The sequence below is a fragment of the Sphaerisporangium aureirubrum genome (assembly GCF_042658925.1).
GTDB classification, from domain to species: Bacteria; Actinomycetota; Actinomycetes; order Streptosporangiales; family Streptosporangiaceae; genus Sphaerisporangium; species Sphaerisporangium aureirubrum.
Map to the genome: position 1 here is coordinate 39,127 of NZ_JBHSRF010000038.1, position 19,099 is coordinate 58,225.

Sequence of the window (19,099 nt, forward strand, 5' to 3'; positions counted from 1 at the left end):
ATGTGGAGCGAAAATGAGTGTGGGCCATTTCGGGCCGGTCGCCGTCATCGGCGTCGCCTGCCGGTTACCGCAGGCGCCCGATCCGGCGGCGTTCTGGGAACTGCTGCGGGACGGGCGCTCCGCGATCACGGCGCCCCCGCCCGGCCGGTGGGAGGAGGCGCCGGACGCGCCCCGGTTCGGCGGTTTCCTCGGCGACCTCGACGGGTTCGACCCCGAGTTCTTCGGAATCTCCCCGCGTGAGGCGGCGGAGATGGATCCGCAGCAGCGGCTCGTCCTGGAACTGGCCTGGGAGGCGCTGGAAGACGCCAGGATCCCGCCGGCCCGCCTCGCCGCCACCTCCGCCGGTGTCTACGTCGGGGCCATCGCGGCCGACTACGCCGCCCTCGTCGCCCGCGGCGGCCCGGCCGCCGTGACCCGGCACACCCTGACCGGGCTCAACCGGGGGCTGATCGCCAACCGGGTCTCGCACGTGCTGGGGCTGCGCGGGCCGAGCCTGACGGTCGACTCGGCGCAGTCGTCGTCCCTGGTGGCGGTGCACCTGGCCGCGGAGACCCTGAGGTCGGGAGAGTCGGCGGTGGCCATCGCGGCGGGCGTCCACCTCAACATCGGCACCGACGGCGCCGTGGCCGCCGGCCGGTTCGGCGCGCTGTCGCCGGACGGGCGATGCCACACCTTCGACGCCCGGGCGAACGGGTACGTGCGGGGCGAGGGCGGCGTCGCGCTGGTCCTCAAGACGCTCGACCTGGCCCGGGAGGACGGCGACCGCGTGTACGCCCTGATCGCCGGCTCCGCGGTCAACCACGACGGCCACACCTCCGGCCTGACGGTGCCCGGCACGCAGGCGCAGGCGGAGGTCGTCCGGCGGGCCGTCACGCGCGCGGGTGTCGATCCTTCCGACGTCCAGTACGTCGAACTGCACGGCACCGGCACCAAGGTCGGCGACCCGGTGGAGGCCGCCGCCCTCGGCGCCGCCCTCGGGACCGGAAGGGCCGAGCCGCTGCACGTCGGCTCGGCCAAGACCAACGTCGGCCACCTGGAGGGCGCGGCGGGCGTCGTCGGCCTGCTCAAGGCCGTCCTGTGCGTCAGCCACCGGCACCTGCCCCCGAGCCTCAACCACGAGACTCCGAACCCCGCCATCCCTTTCGACGAGCTCCGCCTCCGGGTCCGCACGTCGGGTGGGGCCTGGCCCCGCCCGGACCGCCCGCTCGTGGCGGGGGTGAGCTCGTTCGGCATGGGCGGCACCAACTGCCACGTGGTGCTCACCGAGGCGCCCGGGGGGATCGCCCCGGAGCGCGGTGCCGAGGCCTCCCGGGTGCTGCCGGAGGTGCTGCCGTGGGTGCTGTCCGGTGCGAGTGAAGGGGCGCTGCGGGATCAGGCGGCCGGGGTCGTGAAGCTGCTGGAGCGGCCCGGCCCTCCGGCCGACGCGGATGTCGCCTTGTCGCTCGCGGCGACGCGGACGGCGTTCCGGTACCGGGCGGTGCTGGCCGGGGACGAAAACGAGGTCAGGGACGGCCTGCGGGCACTGGCGAGGGGTGCGCAGGCGGCCGCTCTGGTGCGGGACGTGGCCGTGCCGCGCGGGCGGACCGTGTTCGTGTTCCCCGGGCAGGGGTCGCAGTGGCCGGGGATGGCCGTCGCGCTGCTGCGCGAGTCGCCGGTCTTCGCGCGGTCGATCGAGCAGACCGCGCAGGCGCTGGCCCCGCACACCGGCTGGTGGCTCCCCGACCTGCTGACCGGCCGTCCGGACACGCCTCCCGCCGACCGGGTGGACGTGGTGCAGCCGGCGCTGTTCGCGGTCATGGTGGCGCTGGCCCGGCTCTGGGAGGCCGCCGGGGTGCGGCCCGACGCGGTCATCGGGCACTCGCAGGGGGAGATCGCGGCGGCGCACGTCGCGGGGGCCCTGTCGCTGGAGGACGCCGCCACCGTGGTGGCGCTGCGCGGCCGGGCCATCACCGCGATCGCCGGGCGCGGCGGGATGGCGTCGGTGCTGCTCCCGGTGAGCGCCGTGCGGGAGCGGCTGGCGCGTCACGAGGGCCGGCTGGCCGTGGCGGCCGTCAACGGCGCCGCCTCGACCGTCGTCTCGGGAGACGCCGACGCGGTCGCCGAGCTGGTCGCCGTCTACCAGGCGGAGGGGGTGCGGGCGCGGGTCGTGCCGGTCGACTACGCGTCGCACTCGGCGCACGTCGAGCCCCTGCGGGACCGGCTCCTGGAGGAGCTATCCGGGATCGCGCCGCGTACCGCCGAGGTGGCGTTCTACTCCACCGTCACGGGTGAGCCCCTCGACACGGCGGGGCTCACCGCCGAGTACTGGTACCGCAACCTCCGTGAGCCGGTCGAGCTCGACCGGGCCGTGCGGAGCGCCGTCGCCGGCGGACACGACGTCTTCGTGGAGAGCAGCCCGCATCCCCTCCTCGTGGACGGGGTACGGGAGACCGCCGGGAACGTGCTCGCCGTCGGGACCCTCCGCCGCGACCACGGCGGGCTGCGCCGGTTCCTGCTCTCCGCGGGCCGCCTCCACTCCGGGGGCGGGGCCGTCGGCTGGGCGGGGCTGATAGGCCCGGACGCCCGCCTCGTCGACCTGCCCACCTACCCCTTCCAGCGCCGCGGCCTGTGGCTCACCCCCCATGCTCCTGTGGCGAGGGAAACGGCCCCGGTCCCTGTCGAAGAAGCCGCCGAGACCCCCGCCGAAGAAGCCGCCGAACTCGCCGCCGGAGACGTGCCGGTGGACCTCCGTGAGGTGGTGGCGGCCAGCGCGGCGCTCGTCCTCGGTTACTCGTCGGGCGACGAGGTCGACCCCGACCTGACCTTCAAGGACCTCGGGTTCGACTCGGCGGCGGCCGTCGAGTTCGGGCAGCGGCTCGCCGAGGCCACCGGCCGGAGGCTGTCCCCCTCGCTCGTCTACGACCACCCGACGGTCCGGGCCGTCGCCGGCCACCTCGCCGGCGGCACGCGGCACGAGGAGGCCGCCTCCACGGCCACCGAGGAGCCGATCGCCGTCGTCGCCATGAGCGGGCGCTGGCCCGGTGGCGCGCGAACGCCCGAGGACCTGTGGCGGGTCCTGTCCGCCGGCCAGGACGTCATCAGCGGGTTCCCCGTCAACCGGGGGTGGGACCTGGCCCGGCTCGGCGGTGAGGGCGGCTCGGTCACCGGTTCGGGCGGGTTCCTGCACGACGCCGACCGGTTCGACGCCGCCTTCTTCGGGCTGAGCCCCCGGGAGGCCGCCGTCATGGACCCGCAGCAGCGGCTGCTGCTGGAGGCGGCCTGGGAGCTGTACGAGCGGGCCGGGCTCGACCCGTCGGCGCAGCGCGGCAGCCGTACCGGGGTGTTCGCCGGCGTCACCCCGCAGGAGTACGGCCCCCGTCTGCACGAGATCCCCGACGACTACCAGGGCCACGCCCTCACCGGCACCCTGACCAGCGTGGCGTCGGGCCGCATCGCGTACACCCTCGGGCTGGAGGGCCCGGCGATCACGATCGACACCGCGTGCTCGTCGTCGCTGGTGGCCATCCACCTGGCGGTGCAGGCGCTGCGGCGCGGCGAGTGCGACCGGGCGGTGGCCGGCGGCGCCGCGGTCATGTCCACGCCGGGCATGTTCACCGAGTTCAGCCGCCAGGGCGGGCTCGCCCCGGACGGCCGGTGCAAGCCGTTCGCCGCCGCCGCCGACGGCACGGCGTGGGCCGAGGCGGCCGGGCTGGTCCTGCTGGAGCCCCTGTCGGTGGCGCGGCGTGCGGGCCGTCCCGTGCTGGCGGTGGTCCGGGGCAGCGCGGTCAACCAGGACGGCGCCTCCAACGGCCTGACCGCGCCGAGCGGCCCGTCGCAGGAGCGGGTGATCAGGGCCGCGCTCGCCTCGGCCGGGCTGGGCCCTGGCGACGTCGACGCGGTCGAGGCTCACGGCACGGGGACCACCCTGGGTGACCCGATCGAGGCGGGGGCGATCCTGGCGACATACGGGAAGGACCGGGACAGGACCCTGCTGCTCGGCTCGACCAAGTCCCATCTCGGCCACACACAGGCGGCGGCCGGAGTCACCGGCCTGGTGGCGATGGTCCAGGCCATCCGGCACGCCACCCTCCCGGCGACCCTGCACGTCGACCAGCCGTCACCACACGTCGACTGGACCTCGGGGGACGTGGCCCTGGTCACCGAGCCGACCCCCTGGCCGCGCACCGGACGCCCCCGCCGGGCCGCCGTCTCCTCGTTCGGCATCAGCGGCACCAACGCCCATCTGATCCTGGAACAGGCCCCGGAACCGGAACCGGAACATCGCGACGTTCCCGACCCCGGCGCGCCGCTGGTGCTCTCGGCGAAGTCGGAGCAGGCACTGCGCGGCCAGGCGTCCCGGCTACGTGCGTGGCTGGCGGACAATCCGGACGGCACCGGGCTCGCCGGGGCTCTCGTCACCGGCCGTGCCCTCTTCGAGCACCGGGCGGTGCTGGTCACCGGCTCGCGTGACGACGGGCTGGCCGCGCTGGCCGACGGCGCCGACCTTCCTGGGCTGGTGCGCGGGACCGCCACGCGCCGGGGCGGGCTGGCCGTCATGTTCACCGGTCAGGGCAGCCAGCGAGCCGGGATGGGCCGTGAGCTGGCCGCCGCGTTCCCCGTCTTCGCCGACGCGCTCGCCGAGGTCGCCGGGCACCTGGACCCGCACCTCGGCCTGCCGATCCGCGAGGTCATGTTCACCGGCGGGCAGGGGGCGCTGGACACGACCGAGTACACGCAGCCCGCGCTGTTCGCCTTCGAGGTCGGGCTGTTCCGGCTGGCCGAGTCGTTCGGGCTGCGGCCGACCCACCTGATCGGGCACTCGATCGGCGAGCTGACCGCCGCGCACCTCGCCGGGGTGTTCTCGCTGGCCGACGCCGCGGCGCTGGTCACCGCCCGGGGCCGGCTCATGCAGTCGGTACCTGCCGGCGGCGCGATGGCCGCCCTGCGCGGCACCGAGGACGAGATCGGCGGCACCGTGGACCTCGCCGCCGTCAACGGCCCGGACTCCGTCGTGGTGTCCGGCGACCGCGACGCCGTCACCGGACTCGTGGCCCGCTGGCGCGACCGGGGCCGCCAGGCCACGATGCTCCAGGTCGGCCACGCCTTCCACTCGTCCCACATGGACCCGATCCTGGCCAGGTTCCGGGAGGTCGCCGAGCGGATCACCTTCTCGGCGCCGCGCCTGCCGCTGGTCTCCAACGTGTCCGGCGGCCTGGCCGGGGACGAGATCCGCGACCCCGGCTACTGGGCCGAGCACATCCGGCGGGCGGTCCGGTTCCGCGACGGCGTGGCCGCGCTCCGGTCGCTCGGCGTCACCGACTACCTGGAGGCGGGTCCCGGCGGCGCGCTCACCTCGCTCGCCCTCGACACCCTCAGCTCCGGCGGGAACCTCGTGGTCACCGCCGCGTCCCGGGGCGGCCGGCCGGAACCGCTGGCCTTCCGCACGGCCCTCGCCGAGCTGCACACCGCCGGCGTGACCGTCGACTGGCGCGCCGATGTGGCGACGCCGGGCCCGCCGCCGCCCGGCCTGCCCACGTACGCCTTCCAGCGCAGCCGCTTCTGGCTGACCCCCGCCCCGGCCGCCGGGACGAGCACCACCGGCCACCCCCTGCTGACCGCCGAGATCGACCTGGCGGACGGGTCCACCGTCCACGCGGGCCGGCTGCCCGGATCGTGGCACGGTGACGACGCCGCCGCCGACCTGGCCGCGCACGCCGCGCGGCGTGCGGGCGGGCTCCGGATCGAGGAGCTCACCGTGGAGACGCCCCTCGGGGCGGACGTGCAGGTTCAGGTCCTGGTGGGCGCCGTCGACGGCGACGGGCACCGCGCGGTCACCGTGCACGCCCGCGGGTCCGCCACCGAACCGTGGGTCCGGCACGCGAGCGGGACCTTCGCCCCCGAGCCGGAGACGGCGGACACAGCGGACACGGCGGACACGGCGCGCCACGCGCTGACGGCCGAGCTGCTCGGCCGCCAGGAACCCGACCAGCTCGACCGGCTGCTCGACCTGGTCAGGACGACGGGAGCGGCCGTGCTCGGGCACACCGACATCCAGGCCGTGCCGCCGGACAAGGGATTCCTGGACGGCGAGTTCGACTCGCTCAGCAGCGTCGAGCTGCGCAACCGGCTGGACCGTGCGACCGGGCTGCGGCTGCCGTCGACGCTCGTGTTCGACCACCCGACCCCCCTCGCGGTGGCGGCCTACCTCCGGGAACGGCTCGTCCCCGCGGAACCGGCGGACTCCGGTCCGGACATCGAGCCGGAGATCGGCCCCGAGTCCGACGGTGAGATCGACGGGGCGACGAACGACGAGCTCTTCGAGCTCATCGAGAAAGAACTGCGTCTTTCGTGAAGGGCACCCCGCACATGTCCGAAGAAGAGAAACTCCGTACCTACCTCAACCGGGTGACGCACCAGCTGCGCCAGACCCGGCAGAAGCTGGAGGCCGTCGAGTCGGCCGCCAGGGAGCCGATCGCCATCGTCGGCATGGCGTGCCGGTTCCCCGGCGGGGTCGCCTCGCCCGGCGACCTGTGGCGGGTGGTGGCCGAGGAGCGGGACGCGATCGGGCCTTTCCCCACCGACCGGGGCTGGGACCTCGACGGCCTCTATCACCCCGACCCCGCGCATCGAGGCACCTCCTACGTGCGGGACGGCGGTTTCCTGTACGACGCCGGTGACTTCGACGCGGAGTTCTTCGGCATCCCGCCCCGGGAGGCGCTGGCGATCGACCCGCAGCAGCGGCTGCTGCTCGAGACGGCGTGGGAGGCACTGGAGGACGCGGGGATCGACCCGGCGGGGTTGCGCGGCGGCGACGTCGGCGTGTTCGCCGGGGTCATCTCCCAGGAGTACGGCCCCAGCCTGCACCATCCGCCCGCCCGGGGCACCGACGGCTACGTGCTGACCGGCAACACCACGAGCGTGGCGTCGGGGCGGCTGGCGTACACCTTCGGTTTCGAGGGCCCGGCGGTGACCGTCGACACGGCGTGCTCGTCGTCGCTGGTCGCGCTGCACCTGGCCGCGCAGTCGCTGCGGCTGGGGGAGTGCTCCTTCGCCCTGGCCGGCGGCGCGACCGTGCTGGCGGCACCCGGGATGTTCATCGAGTTCTCCCGCCAGCGCGGCCTGGCCGCCGACGGCCGGGTCAAGGCCTTCGCCGGGGCCGCCGACGGCACCGCCTGGGCCGAGGGCGCCGGGCTGCTGGCGCTCGAACGCCTCTCCGACGCCCGGCGGCACGGCCACCGTGTGCTGGCCCTGCTGCGCGGCAGCGCCGTCAACCAGGACGGCCGCAGCAGCCAGCTCACCGCCCCCAACGGCCCCGCGCAGCAGCGGGTCATCCGCCGCGCCCTGGACTCGGCGGAGCTGGCCCCGCACGAGGTCGACCTGATGGAGGCGCACGGCACCGGCACCACCCTCGGCGACCCGATCGAGGCCGGCGCCCTGCTCGCCACCTACGGCCAGGGCCGTGAACCGGGCCGTCCGCTGTGGCTCGGCTCGCTGAAGTCCAACATCGGCCACTCCCAGGCCGCAGCCGGCGTGGGGGGCGTGATCAAGTCCGTGCAGTCGATCCGGTACGGGCTGCTCCCGCGCACCCTGCATGTGGACGAGCCGTCTCCGCACGTCGACTGGTCGGCGGGCGACGTGGAACTGCTGACCGAGGCCCGCGCCTGGCCGGAGGACGTGATCCGCCGGGCGGCCGTGTCGAGCTTCGGCGTGAGCGGCACCAACGCGCACGTGATCATCGAACAGGCCCCGCCCGCCGGGACCGTCACACCCCCGCCGGATCCGGCCGTGCCGAGCGCGGGTGTGGGCGGCACCGATGCCCACGTGATCACCGGACCCGCCCCGGAACCGGTACCCGGCCCGCCGGCGCGAAGGCTTGCCGGGGCCGTCCCGTGGGTGATCTCAGGCCGGACCATCGACGGGCTGAGGGCGCAGGCCGGTCGGCTGGCGGAGTTCGTGACGCCCGATCTGGACCTCGTGGACACCGGCCACTCCCTGGCCCGCCGCCGCGCGTCGCTGGACGAACGCGCGGTGGTCGTCGGAGGGCACGACGAACTGGTGGCGGGGCTGCGGGCGCTGGCGGCGGGCGAGCCGTCGGCGTCGGTGATCACCGGCCGGGCGGGCCGGGGCCTGGCGTACCTGTTCACCGGGCAGGGCAGCCAGCGGGAGGGCATGGGCCGGGAACTGTACGACCGGTTCCCGGTCTTCGCGGAGGCCTTCGACGCCGTCGTCGCCGAACTCGGTGAGCCGATCAAGAACGTGGTGTTCGGCTCCGAGGGCCTGCTGCACGAGACCTTCTACACCCAGACCGGCCTGTTCGCGCTGCAGGTCGGCCTGTTCCGGCTGCTGGAGTCGTGGGGGGTGCGGCCCGACTACGTCGCCGGGCACTCGATCGGCGAGCTCGCGGCGGCCCACGTCGCGGGTGTGTGGTCACTGGCCGACGCGGCCCGGGTGGTCTTCGCGCGGGGCGGGCTGATGCAGGCGCTCCCGGCGGGGGGCGCGATGGCCGCCGTCGAGGCGGCCGAGGACGAGATCCCGTACGACGTGGAGATCGCCGCGATCAACGGCCCGTCATCGGTCGTGATCACCGGCGACGAGGAGATGATCGGCGAGGTCGTCGCCGAGTTCACCGAGCGGGGCCGGCGCGCGCGGCGGCTGACGGTCAGCCACGCCTTCCACTCCAGGAGGCTGGACCCGATTTTGGACGAGTTCCGGCAGGTCCTCGAATCGGTGGCCTTCCACGAGCCGCGGATCCCGCTGGTGTCCACGCTCACCGGCCAGATCAGCGACGTCACCACGCCGGAGTACTGGGTCCGTCAGGTCCGGGAACCCGTCAGGTTCGCCGACGCGGTCATCACTCTGGACGCCGCGAACGTCACGACCTTCCTTGAACTGGGACCCGGCGCGGTCCTGTCCGGCATGGCCCGCGAATCGCTGCCCGCCGAGCGGGTCGTCGTCCCCGTCCTGCGCGAGGACCGGCCCGAGGACGTCACCGCGCTCCTGGCACTCGGCCACGCCCACACCCACGGCCGGCGGATCGACTGGGAGGCCGTCTTCCCCGGCGCCGGACGGGCCGACCTCCCCTTGTACGCCTTCCAGCGCGAACGTTTCTGGCTCGACGCCAGCAGACCCGGCGGCGCCGAACCCCAGGGCGCCGACGCCTGGCGCTTCCAGGTCGTGTGGCGGCCCCTGCCCGACGCCCCCGCCGCCACCGCACCGGGCAGGTGGCTGGTGGTCGCACCGGAAGGAGCCGGCGAGGCGGCCGAACGGGCGCTCAAGCGCCGGGGGGCCGAGACCACCCGGCTGACCGTCACGTCCGAAGGCCGGGAGGAGCTGGCCGCCGGCCTGGCCGCGGCCGGGCCGGTCGCCGGGGTCCTGTCACTGCTCGCCGAATCGGACGTGGACTCGCGCGCGGACCTGCCGTGGGCGTACAAGACGAACCTGGCTCTTCTTCAGGCCGCGCACGACGCCGGCCTCGCCGCACCCGTCTGGTACGTGACCAGGAACGCCGTCTCGACCGGTCCCGGCGACGCACCGCCCGAGCCCGCGCAGGCGCTGCTGTGGGGTCTCGGCGCGATCGCCGCTCCCGAGAGCCCGGAGAACTGGGGCGGCCTCGCCGACCTGCCCGCCGACGCCGGGGAGGCCCACTGGGACCGCCTCGCCGACGCCCTCGGCGGCACCGAGCGCGAGATCGCGGTCCGCGCCTCCGGCCGGTACGCCCGCCGCCTGGCCCGGACCACCCCGCCTTCCGAGCCGCCGGGGGGCACGCCGTGGACGACGACCGGGACCGTCCTGGTCACCGGCGGCACCGGCGCGCTCGGCAAGCACCTCGCGCGGTCGCTGGCCGGACGGGGCGTGCGGCACCTCCTGCTGGTCGGCAGGCGCGGCGCGGACGCTCCCGGCGCGGCGGAGCTGCGGGACCGTCTCGCGGCACTGGGCACCGAGGTCACCTTCGCCGCCGCCGACGTCGGCGACCGGGCCGCGCTCCGGCGGGTGCTGGCCGAGATCCCGGCGGACCGGCCGCTGACCGCCGTCTTCCATGCCGCCGCCGTCCTCGACGACGGCGTGATCACCGAACTCACCCCCGGCCGGGCCGAGCGGGTGCTGCGGGTCAAGGCGGGCGGCGCCCGCCACCTGGACGAGCTGACCCGCGACCTCGGCCTGACCGCGTTCGTCCTGTTCTCCTCGCTGGCCGGCGTGTGCGGCGTGCCGGGGCAGGCCAACTACGCGCCCGGCAACGCCTATCTGGACGCGCTGGCCGCCCGCCGCCACGCCGAGGGCCGGCCCGCCACGTCCATCGCCTGGGGCCACTGGGCCGGCGCGGGCATCGCCGGCTCGGACGCCACCCGTGCGCTCGCCCGGCACGGCCTGCGCGGCATGAGTCCGGAGACCGCGATCACCGCTGTCGGCCGGGCGCTGGACCGCGGCGACGTCAACGTGGTCGTCGCCGACGTCGACTGGGCCACCCTCTTCGCCACCCGCCCCCGTGCCCTCGTCAGCGAACTCCCGGGTGCCCACCCGAACACCCCGCAGGCCGTCGCGGAGGAGGACCTGGCCACCCGGCTGGCCGGGCTCGGCGGCGCCGACCGGCACCGGACGGTGCTGCGGCTGGTCCGCGCCGAGGTCGCCGCCGTGCAGGGGCGTCCCTCGGCCGACGCCGTCGATCCCCGGGCCAACTTCCGCGACCAGGGCTTCGACTCGCTCACCTCGGTCGAACTGCGCAACCGGCTCGGCGCCGCGACGGGCCTGCCGCTGCCGCCGTCCATCGTGTACGACCACCCGACCCCCGAGGCGCTCACCGCCTACCTGCTGACCGGACTCGCACCCGCCGCACCCGCCGCACCCGGTCTCCTGGACCGCGTCGAGGAGCTGGCCACGGCCGAGGCGACCCCGCGGGAGCGGGCCGCCGCCGCCGCCCGGCTGCGGTCCCTCGCCGCCGCCTGGGACGGCCGGCCCGACCTGGAGGCGGCGGGCGACGACGAACTGGTCGACTTCATCACCCGAACCCTCGGCATCTCCTGACCTCCGGACGGACGACACATGAGCGACGACCAGATCAGGCACCTGCTCAAGCGGGTCTCCACCGAACTGCACGAGACCCGGCGGCAGCTCCGGCAGGTCAAGGAGGAGCGCACCGAACCGATCGCCGTCATCGGCATGGCCTGCAGGTTCCCCGGCGGCGTCCGGTCACCCGAGGACCTGTGGCGGCTGATCGAGGACGGCACCGACGCCGTCACCGGGTTCCCCGCCGACCGGGGCTGGGATCTCGATTCCCTGTACGACCAGGACCCCGACCGTCCCGGCACCACCTACACCCGCCATGGCGGCTTCCTGGACGGTGTGGCCGACTTCGACGCGGAGTTCTTCGGCATCGCGCCGAGGGAGGCGCTGGCCACCGACCCGCAGCATCGGCTGCTGCTGGAGCTGGCCTGGGAGGCGTTCGAACGTGCCGGTCTCGACGTCACCGCGTGGCGCGGCGGCCGGACGGGGGTGTTCGCGGGGATGAACGGCCAGGACTACGCGGCGAGGCTGCCCTCCGTCCCGGCGGCCGTGGACGGCTACCTGTCGATCGGCACGGCCATGAGCGTGGCGTCGGGACGGGTGGCGTACACCTTCGGCTTCGAGGGCCCGGCGGTGACCGTGGACACCGCGTGCTCGTCGTCACTGGTCGCGCTGCACCTGGCGGCCCAGTCGCTGCGGTCCGGCGAGTCCGAGGTGGCGCTGGCCGGGGGCGTGACCGTGATGACGTCACCCGTCGGGTTCGTGGAGTTCTCCCGCCAGCGTGGCCTGGCCCCCGACGGCCGCGTGAAGGCGTTCGCGGCCTCCGCCGACGGGACCGGCTGGGCGGAGGGAGCGGCGTTCCTGCTCCTCGAACGCCTCTCCGACGCGCACCGCCTCGGCCACGACGTGCTGGCCGTGCTGACCGGTTCGGCGATCAACCAGGACGGCGCCTCCAACGGCCTGACCGCGCCCAACGGCCCGTCGCAGCAGCGGGTCATCCAGAGCGCCCTGGAGTCGGCCGGGCTGTCCGCCGGCGAGGTCGGCCTGCTGGAGGCCCACGGGACGGGGACGACCCTCGGCGACCCCATCGAGGCGGGGGCGCTGCTGGCGACGTACGGGAGGAACCGCGACCCCGGGCGGCCGCTCTGGCTGGGCTCGGTGAAGTCGAACATCGGGCACACCCAGGCGGCGGCCGGCGTGGCCGGAGTGATCAAGGTCGTCGAGTCGATCCGCCGCGGCGTGCTGCCGAGGACCCTGCACGTGGACGAGCCCACACCGCACGTGGACTGGACGGCGGGGACGCTACGCCTCCTCACCGAGGCCGTGGAGTGGCCCGCGGACGGTCTCCGCAGGGCGGGCGTGTCGGCGTTCGGCGTGAGCGGCACCAACGCCCATGTCATCGTCGAACAGGCCCCCGCGCGGCCCCCGGCGGTGACGGCGGGGAGAACCGAGGGGCCGGTGCCGTGGGTGCTGTCGGCGCGGACGCCCGAGGCGCTCCGGGCCCAGGCCGCCGCGCTGGCCGCGCACCTGGCGGAGCGATCCGACCTGGCCGGCGTCGCCCGGTCTCTCGCCCGCAGGGCCCGGCTCGGCGAACGCGCGGTCGTGGTCGGGTCGAGCCATGCCGAACTGGTGGCAGGGCTGCGCGCCCTGGCGGCGGACGATCCGTCACCGCAGGTCGTGAAGGGTGCCGAGGGTGGCGAACTCGCCTACCTGTTCACCGGGCAGGGCAGTCAGCGGGAGGGCATGGGGCGCGAGCTGCATGAACGTTTTCCCGTCTTCGCGGAGGCGTTCGACGCCGCCGTCACCGAGCTGGACCGTCACCTCGGCGGGGTCCCGGTCGGGGACGCGGTGTTCGGCACCGAGGGGCTGTTGCACCAGACCGTCTACACGCAGACCGGTCTGTTCGCGTTGCAGGTCGGGGCGTTCCGGTTGCTGGAGTCGTGGGGTGTGCGGCCGGACTACGTGGCCGGGCATTCGATCGGGGAACTCGCGGCGGCGCATGTCGCGGGGGTGTGGTCGCTGCGGGACGCGGCGCGGGTGGTCGCGGCGCGCGGCGGCCTGATGCAGGCGCTGCCCGCCGGTGGCGCGATGGCGGCCGTCGAAGCCGCCGAGCGGGAGATCCCGGGCACCGTGGAGATCGCCGCGATCAACGGGCCGTCCTCCGTCGTGGTGACCGGCGACGGGGACGCGGTCGAGGCGGTGGTGGCGGAGTTCGCCGCGCGTGGCCGGCGCGTGCGGCGGCTCACGGTCAGCCACGCCTTCCACTCCGCGCGGCTCGATCCGATGCTGGCCGGGTTCCGGCAGGTCCTCGAATCGGTGACCTTCCACGAGCCGCGGATCCCGCTGGTGTCCACGCTCACCGGCCAGGTGGGCGATGTCACCACGCCGGACTACTGGGTCCGGCAGGTACGGGAACCCGTCAGGTTCGCCGACGCGATCACGGCCCTCGACGCGGCAGGGGTCACGACGTTCCTCGAACTGGGCCCGGACGCGGTCCTGTCCGGGATGGCCCGCGAATCGCTGCCCGCCGATCGTGTGGTCACCTCGGTGCTGCGCGGGAACCGGCCCGAGGACGTCACCGCGCTCCTCGCCCTCGGGCACGCCCACATCCACGGCGGCCGGATCGACTGGGACACCCTGCTTCCCGGCGCGGGCAGGGCCGACCTGCCCACGTACCCGTTCCAGCGCTCCCGCTACTGGCTCGACCTGCCCGGCGAGGCCGCCGGAGGAGGACACGACCACCCACTGCTGAACGCCGTCGTCCACCTAGCCGGCGGAGGCGTGCTGCTCGCCGGCCGGCTCTCCGCGCGCACCCACCCGTGGCTCGCCGACCACGCCGTCGCCGGCACCACGGTCCTCCCCGGCACCGCCCTCGTCGACCTCGCGCTGCGCGCGGGCACCGAGGCGGGGCTGCCCGTCCTGGACGAACTGGTCATCGAGAGCCCGGTGGTGATCCCCGACGACGGCGCCACGGACATCCAGCTCGCCCTGGACGGCGGCGACCTCGTCGTCCACTCCCGATCGGGCGAGGGCGACTGGGTCAGGAACGCCACCGGCCGCCTCGCGACCGGCGACCGGGACCCCGGCGCGGACGTGTGGCCACCCGAGCACGCCGAGCCGCTCGCCATCGCCGGCCTCTACGAACTGCTCGCGCTGGCCGGGCTCGACTACGGCCCCGCCTTCCAGGGCGTGACCACGGCCTGGCGCGACGGTGAGACGATCTACGGCGAGGTGTCCCTCCAGGACGCCGGCGACGCCGCCCGGTTCGCCGTGCACCCGGCCCTCCTCGACGCGGCCCTCCACCTGGCCGCCGACCCGGGCCGTCTCCTGGTCCCGTTCGCCTGGCGGGGAGTCCGCGTCCACGGCCCCGGAGCCACGAGCGCCCGCGTCCGGCTCACCCCGGCGGGCGACGACGAATGGACGGTGGACCTGGCCGACGCCGAGGGCTCCCCGATCCTGTCGGTCGAGGGCCTTCGCTCCCGCCCGATCGACCCCGGCGCCCTCCGGCCGGCCGCGCTCCACGTGGTCGAATGGATCGAGGCCCCGGCCGGGCCACTGCTGGAACCCGCCACCACGATCGACGTGGCCACGCCTGACCCGGCCGGCCGCGTGGCACCGGACGGCCCCGGTCTCCACGACCTGGTGAACGGCACGCTCGCCGAGTTGCGCGACCGGCTCGACGGGCCCGGCACCATCGTGGTCCGCACGTCCGGCGCGGTGGCCGCCCTGCCGGGCGAGCCCGTCGACCCCGCGGCCGCCGCCGTGTGGGGGCTGGTGCGGTCGGCCCAGACCGAGCACCCCGGCCGCGTCGTCCTGATCGACGGGAACGTTCCGTCCGCGATCCCCGCCGGCGAGCCGCAGCTCGCGGTGCGGGACGGCCGGATCCTCGTGCCCCGCCTCACCAGGACCACGGGAGGCGAGGCCCCGCCGCTCGACCCCGAGGGGACCGTGCTGGTCACCGGCGGCACCGGTGGCCTCGGCGCGATGCTGGCCCGGCATCTCGTCACCCGGCACGGCGTCCGGCGGCTCGTCCTGACCAGCCGCCGGGGCGCGCGGGCACCCGGGGCGATCGGGTTGCGGGACGAACTGGCCGCGCTCGGCGCACGCGCCGACATCCTCGCGGGTGACGTGGCCGACCGGGACTTCCTGGAGGGGGTGCTGGCCTCCGTACCGGAGAAGCACCCGTTGACCGCTGTGGTGCACGCGGCCGGCGTCGTCGACGACGGGGTGCTCGGCTCGCTCACCCCCGAGCGGGTGTCGGCGGTGCTGCGGCCGAAGGCCGACGCCGCGCGGCACCTCCACGAGCTGACGAGAGACCGGCCGCCGGCCTGGTTCGTGCTGTACTCGTCGATCGCGGCCACGCTCGGCAGCGCCGGTCAGGCCTCCTACGCCGCCGCCAACGCCTACCTCGACGGCCTCGCCGCGCACCGCCGCGCGCTCGGCCTGCCCGCCGTGTCGCTGGCCTGGGGCCTGTGGGCGCAGAGCACGGGGATCAGCGCCCACCTGAGCGAGGCCGACCTGGCCAGGGCCGCCAGGAGCGGGGTCCGGCCGCTGGCGACCGCCACCGGACTGGAACTGTTCGACGCCGCGCTCGGTCTGGACGCACCCGTCGTGATCCCGGCCGCGCTCGACCCCGGCGCCGCGCCGCTGCTACGCGGCGCCTCCCGGCAGGCACGCAGGCCCGCCCCCGAGGACGTCCCGCTCGCCCGCAGGCTCGCCGGGCTGGCCGGGGACGCCAGGAGCGAGGCCGTGCTGGCGCTGGTCCGCGCGGAGACCGGAGCGGTCCTCGGCACGGACACGGTCGGCGGCAGGCGGGCCTTCGGCGACCTCGGGCTCGACTCGCTGATGTCGGTCGAACTGCGCAACCGCCTCACCGCCGCCACCGGCCTGCGGCTGCCCGCCACACTGACCTTCGACCACCCCACGCCCACCGCCGTCGCGACCTTCATCGGGACCCAGCTCGATCCCGCCGCCCCCGCGGCCCCCGCCGCCACGCCTCGGCGCGTCCGGACGGACGACGACCCGATCGTCATCGTCGGCATGGCCTGCCGCCTGCCCGGCGGCGTGAACGGCCCCGGCGACCTGTGGCGGCTCGTCGAGTCGGGCGGTGACGCGATCTCCGGGTTCCCGGACAACCGGGGCTGGGACCTTGAGGCCCTGTACGACCCCGACCCCGACCGTCCCGGCACCTCCTACACCCGGCACGGCGGGTTCCTGCACGACGCCGCCGACTTCGACGCGGCGTTCTTCGGCATCTCGCCCCGGGAGGCGCTGGCCGCCGACCCCCAGCAACGCCTGCTGCTGGAGACGGCGTGGGAGGCCTTCGAGCAGGCCGGGATCGACCCGGGGACGCTGCGCGGCAGCCGTACCGGGGTGTTCGCCGGGGTCATGTACCACGACTACGCGCCACCCGCCGGGTCCGCCCCGGCCAGCCTGGAAGGCTACCTGGCCAACGGCAACGCGGGCAGCGTCGCGTCCGGACGGATCGCCTACTCCTTCGGGTTCGAAGGGCCCGCCGTCACCGTCGACACGGCCTGCTCGTCGTCGCTGGTGGCGCTGCACCTGGCCGCGCAGTCGCTGCGGACCGGCGAGTCCGACCTTGCGCTGGCGGGGGGAGTCGCGGTGATGGCGACGCCGTCGGTGTTCGTCGAGTTCTCCCGGCAGCGCGGCCTGGCCGCCGACGGCCGCTGCAAGGCCTACGCGGCGGCGGCCGACGGCACCGGCTGGGCCGAAGGGGCGTCCCTGCTGCTGGTCGAGCGGCTGTCCGACGCCCGACGGCTGGGACATCCCGTGCTCGCCGTGGTCCGCGGCACCGCCGTCAACCAGGACGGCGCGTCCAACGGGCTGACCGCCCCCAACGGGCCGTCCCAGCAGCGGGTGATCCGGCAGGCCCTGGCCAACGCCGGGCTCACCCCCGGCGAGGTGGACGTGGTGGAGGGCCACGGCACCGGGACCACGCTCGGCGACCCGATCGAGGCCCAGGCCCTGCTGGCCGTCTACGGGCAGGACCGGCCCGGCGACCCGCTCTGGCTCGGCTCGCTGAAATCGAACATCGGCCACACCCAGGCCGCCGCCGGCGCGGCCGGGGTCATCAAGATGATCGAGGCGATCCGGCACGGCGTGCTGCCCAGGACTCTGCACGTCGACGAGCCGACCCCGCACGTCGACTGGTCGCAGGGCACGGTCCGGCTGCTCACCGAACCCCGCGAGTGGACGCCGGGACGGCCCCGCCGGGCGGGGATCTCCTCGTTCGGCGTCAGCGGCACCAACGCCCACGTCATCATCGAACAGCCCCCCGCCACCCCGGCGGTGGAATCCGCACCGCAACCGGACCTGCCTTCGGTCTGGCCGATCTCCGCCCGGACGTCCGAGGCGCTGGCGGGCCAGGCCGCCCGGCTCGCCGAGGTCGCCGCGGATCCGGCCGACGTAGGGTTCTCGCTGGTCACCACCCGGGCCGCGTTCGAGCAGCGCGCCGTCATCGTGGCCGGCGACCCGGCGGGGTTCGCCGAAGGCGCTCGCGCGCTGGCCGCCGGGGCCTCGTCCAGGCGGGTCGTCCGCGGCACCGCCGACGCCGAGGGCAAGGTCGTGTTCGTCTTCCCCGGGCAGGGGTCGCAGTGGGCCGGCATGGGGGTCGAGCTGCTCGAACGGTCGCCTGTATTCGCCGCCAGGTTCGCGGAGTGCGGGCGGGCGCTGGCCCCGTACATCGACTGGAATCCCGAGGAGGCGCTCAAGCGCGACCTCGACCGGGTGGACGTCGTCCAGCCCCTGCTCTGGGCCGTCATGGTGTCGCTGGCCGCCGTGTGGGAGCACCACGGCGTGCGGCCGGACGCCGTGGCCGGGCACAGCCAGGGGGAGATCGCGGCGGCGGCCGTGGCGGGCCTGCTCAGTCTCGACGACGCCGCCCGCGTGGTGGCGCTGCGCAGCCGGGCGATCGCCGCGCTGGCCGGCACCGGGGCGATGGCCTCCATCGCGCTCCCGCCGGACCAGGTCGAACCCCGGCTCGGCCCGGGGGTCTCGATCGCGGCCGTCAACAGCCCCGCGCAGGTCGTCGTGTCGGGCGACCCCGAGGCCGTGGCGGCGCTGGTCGAGGCCGTCAAGGCCGAGGGCGGGCGGGCCCGGCGGATCCCCGTGGACTACGCCTCGCACTCGCACCACATCGAGCGCGTCGAGTCCGCCGTCCGCGACGCCCTCGCGCCGGCGAGGCCGCGGCGGGGCCGGGTGCCGCTGTTCTCGACGGTCACCGGTGACTGGCTCGGCGACACCCCGCCGGACGCCGACTACTGGTACGCGAACCTGCGGGAACGGGTCCGGTTCGAGGAGGCCGTGCGCGGCCTCGCCGACCAGGATCACGGCGTGTTCATCGAGGTCAGCCCGCATCCCGTGCTGACGGCGGGCATCCAGGAGACGCTGACCGACCGGCCCGTCGTGGTGGCCGGCACGCTGCGCCGCGACCAGGGCGGGCAGGAGCGCTTCCTCACCTCACTGGCCGAGGTCCACGTGCGGGGCGTCGCGGTCGACTGGCTGCCGGTCCTCTCCGGCGCCCGCCGGGTGCCGCTGCCCACCTACGCCTTCCACCGCCGCCGCTACTGGCTCGACCAGACCCCTGCCGGGCCACGCGCCGCCGACGTCGTCACCGCCGAACCGGCGCGGGCGCCGTCACTGGCCACGCTCACCGGGCCCGATCTCGAAGCCGCCGTGCTGGCGGTGGTCAGGGCCGAGTCGGCGATCGTGCTGGGCCACGACGACGCCGGGGCGGTGGAACTGGGCCGGCCCTACCGCGACGTCGGGCTCGACTCGCTCACCGCCGTCGACCTGCGCAACCGGCTCAACACGGCGACCGGGCTGCTACTGCCGGCCACGCTCGTGTTCGACCATCCGACCCCGGCGGCCATCGCGGGTTACCTGCGCGACGAGCTGTCCGGCTCGGCCGTCCGGTTCCCGAACGCGGCGGCCTCCCTCGACTACCTGGAGACGGCGCTGTCCGCCGGTCCCGAACCCGAACTGCTCGGCCGGATGCGGCGGCTGCTCGACCAGTGGGACACCGGTCCCCGTACGACGGTCGACCTCGACGCCGCCACCGACGAGGAGCTGTTCCGGCTCCTCGACCACGACCCGCACTAGG

The 19,099-nt window shown here is 75.4% G+C and carries 3 protein-coding genes; all 3 read left to right on the top strand.

Annotation, left to right across the window (positions count from 1 at the left end; translation table 11 throughout):
• Positions 1 to 13 precede the first annotated feature (13 nt).
• The 3 genes from ACFP1K_RS23615 to ACFP1K_RS23625 are packed head-to-tail and all read left to right on the top strand — an operon-like array spanning position 14 to position 19,098.
• Positions 14 to 6,331, top strand: a complete 6,318-nt coding sequence (locus ACFP1K_RS23615; protein ID WP_380756941.1) for a type I polyketide synthase — start codon at positions 14 to 16, stop codon at positions 6,329 to 6,331.
• 14 nt (positions 6,332 to 6,345) lie between these two features.
• Complete coding sequence (locus tag ACFP1K_RS23620; protein WP_380756943.1) at positions 6,346 to 10,998, top strand: type I polyketide synthase; 4,653 nt, start codon at positions 6,346 to 6,348, stop codon at positions 10,996 to 10,998.
• A gap of 18 nt (positions 10,999 to 11,016) precedes the next feature.
• Positions 11,017 to 19,098: an SDR family NAD(P)-dependent oxidoreductase gene (locus ACFP1K_RS23625; protein WP_380756945.1), complete on the top strand. Its 8,082-nt coding sequence runs from the start codon at positions 11,017 to 11,019 to the stop codon at positions 19,096 to 19,098.
• Position 19,099 lies beyond the last annotated feature (1 nt).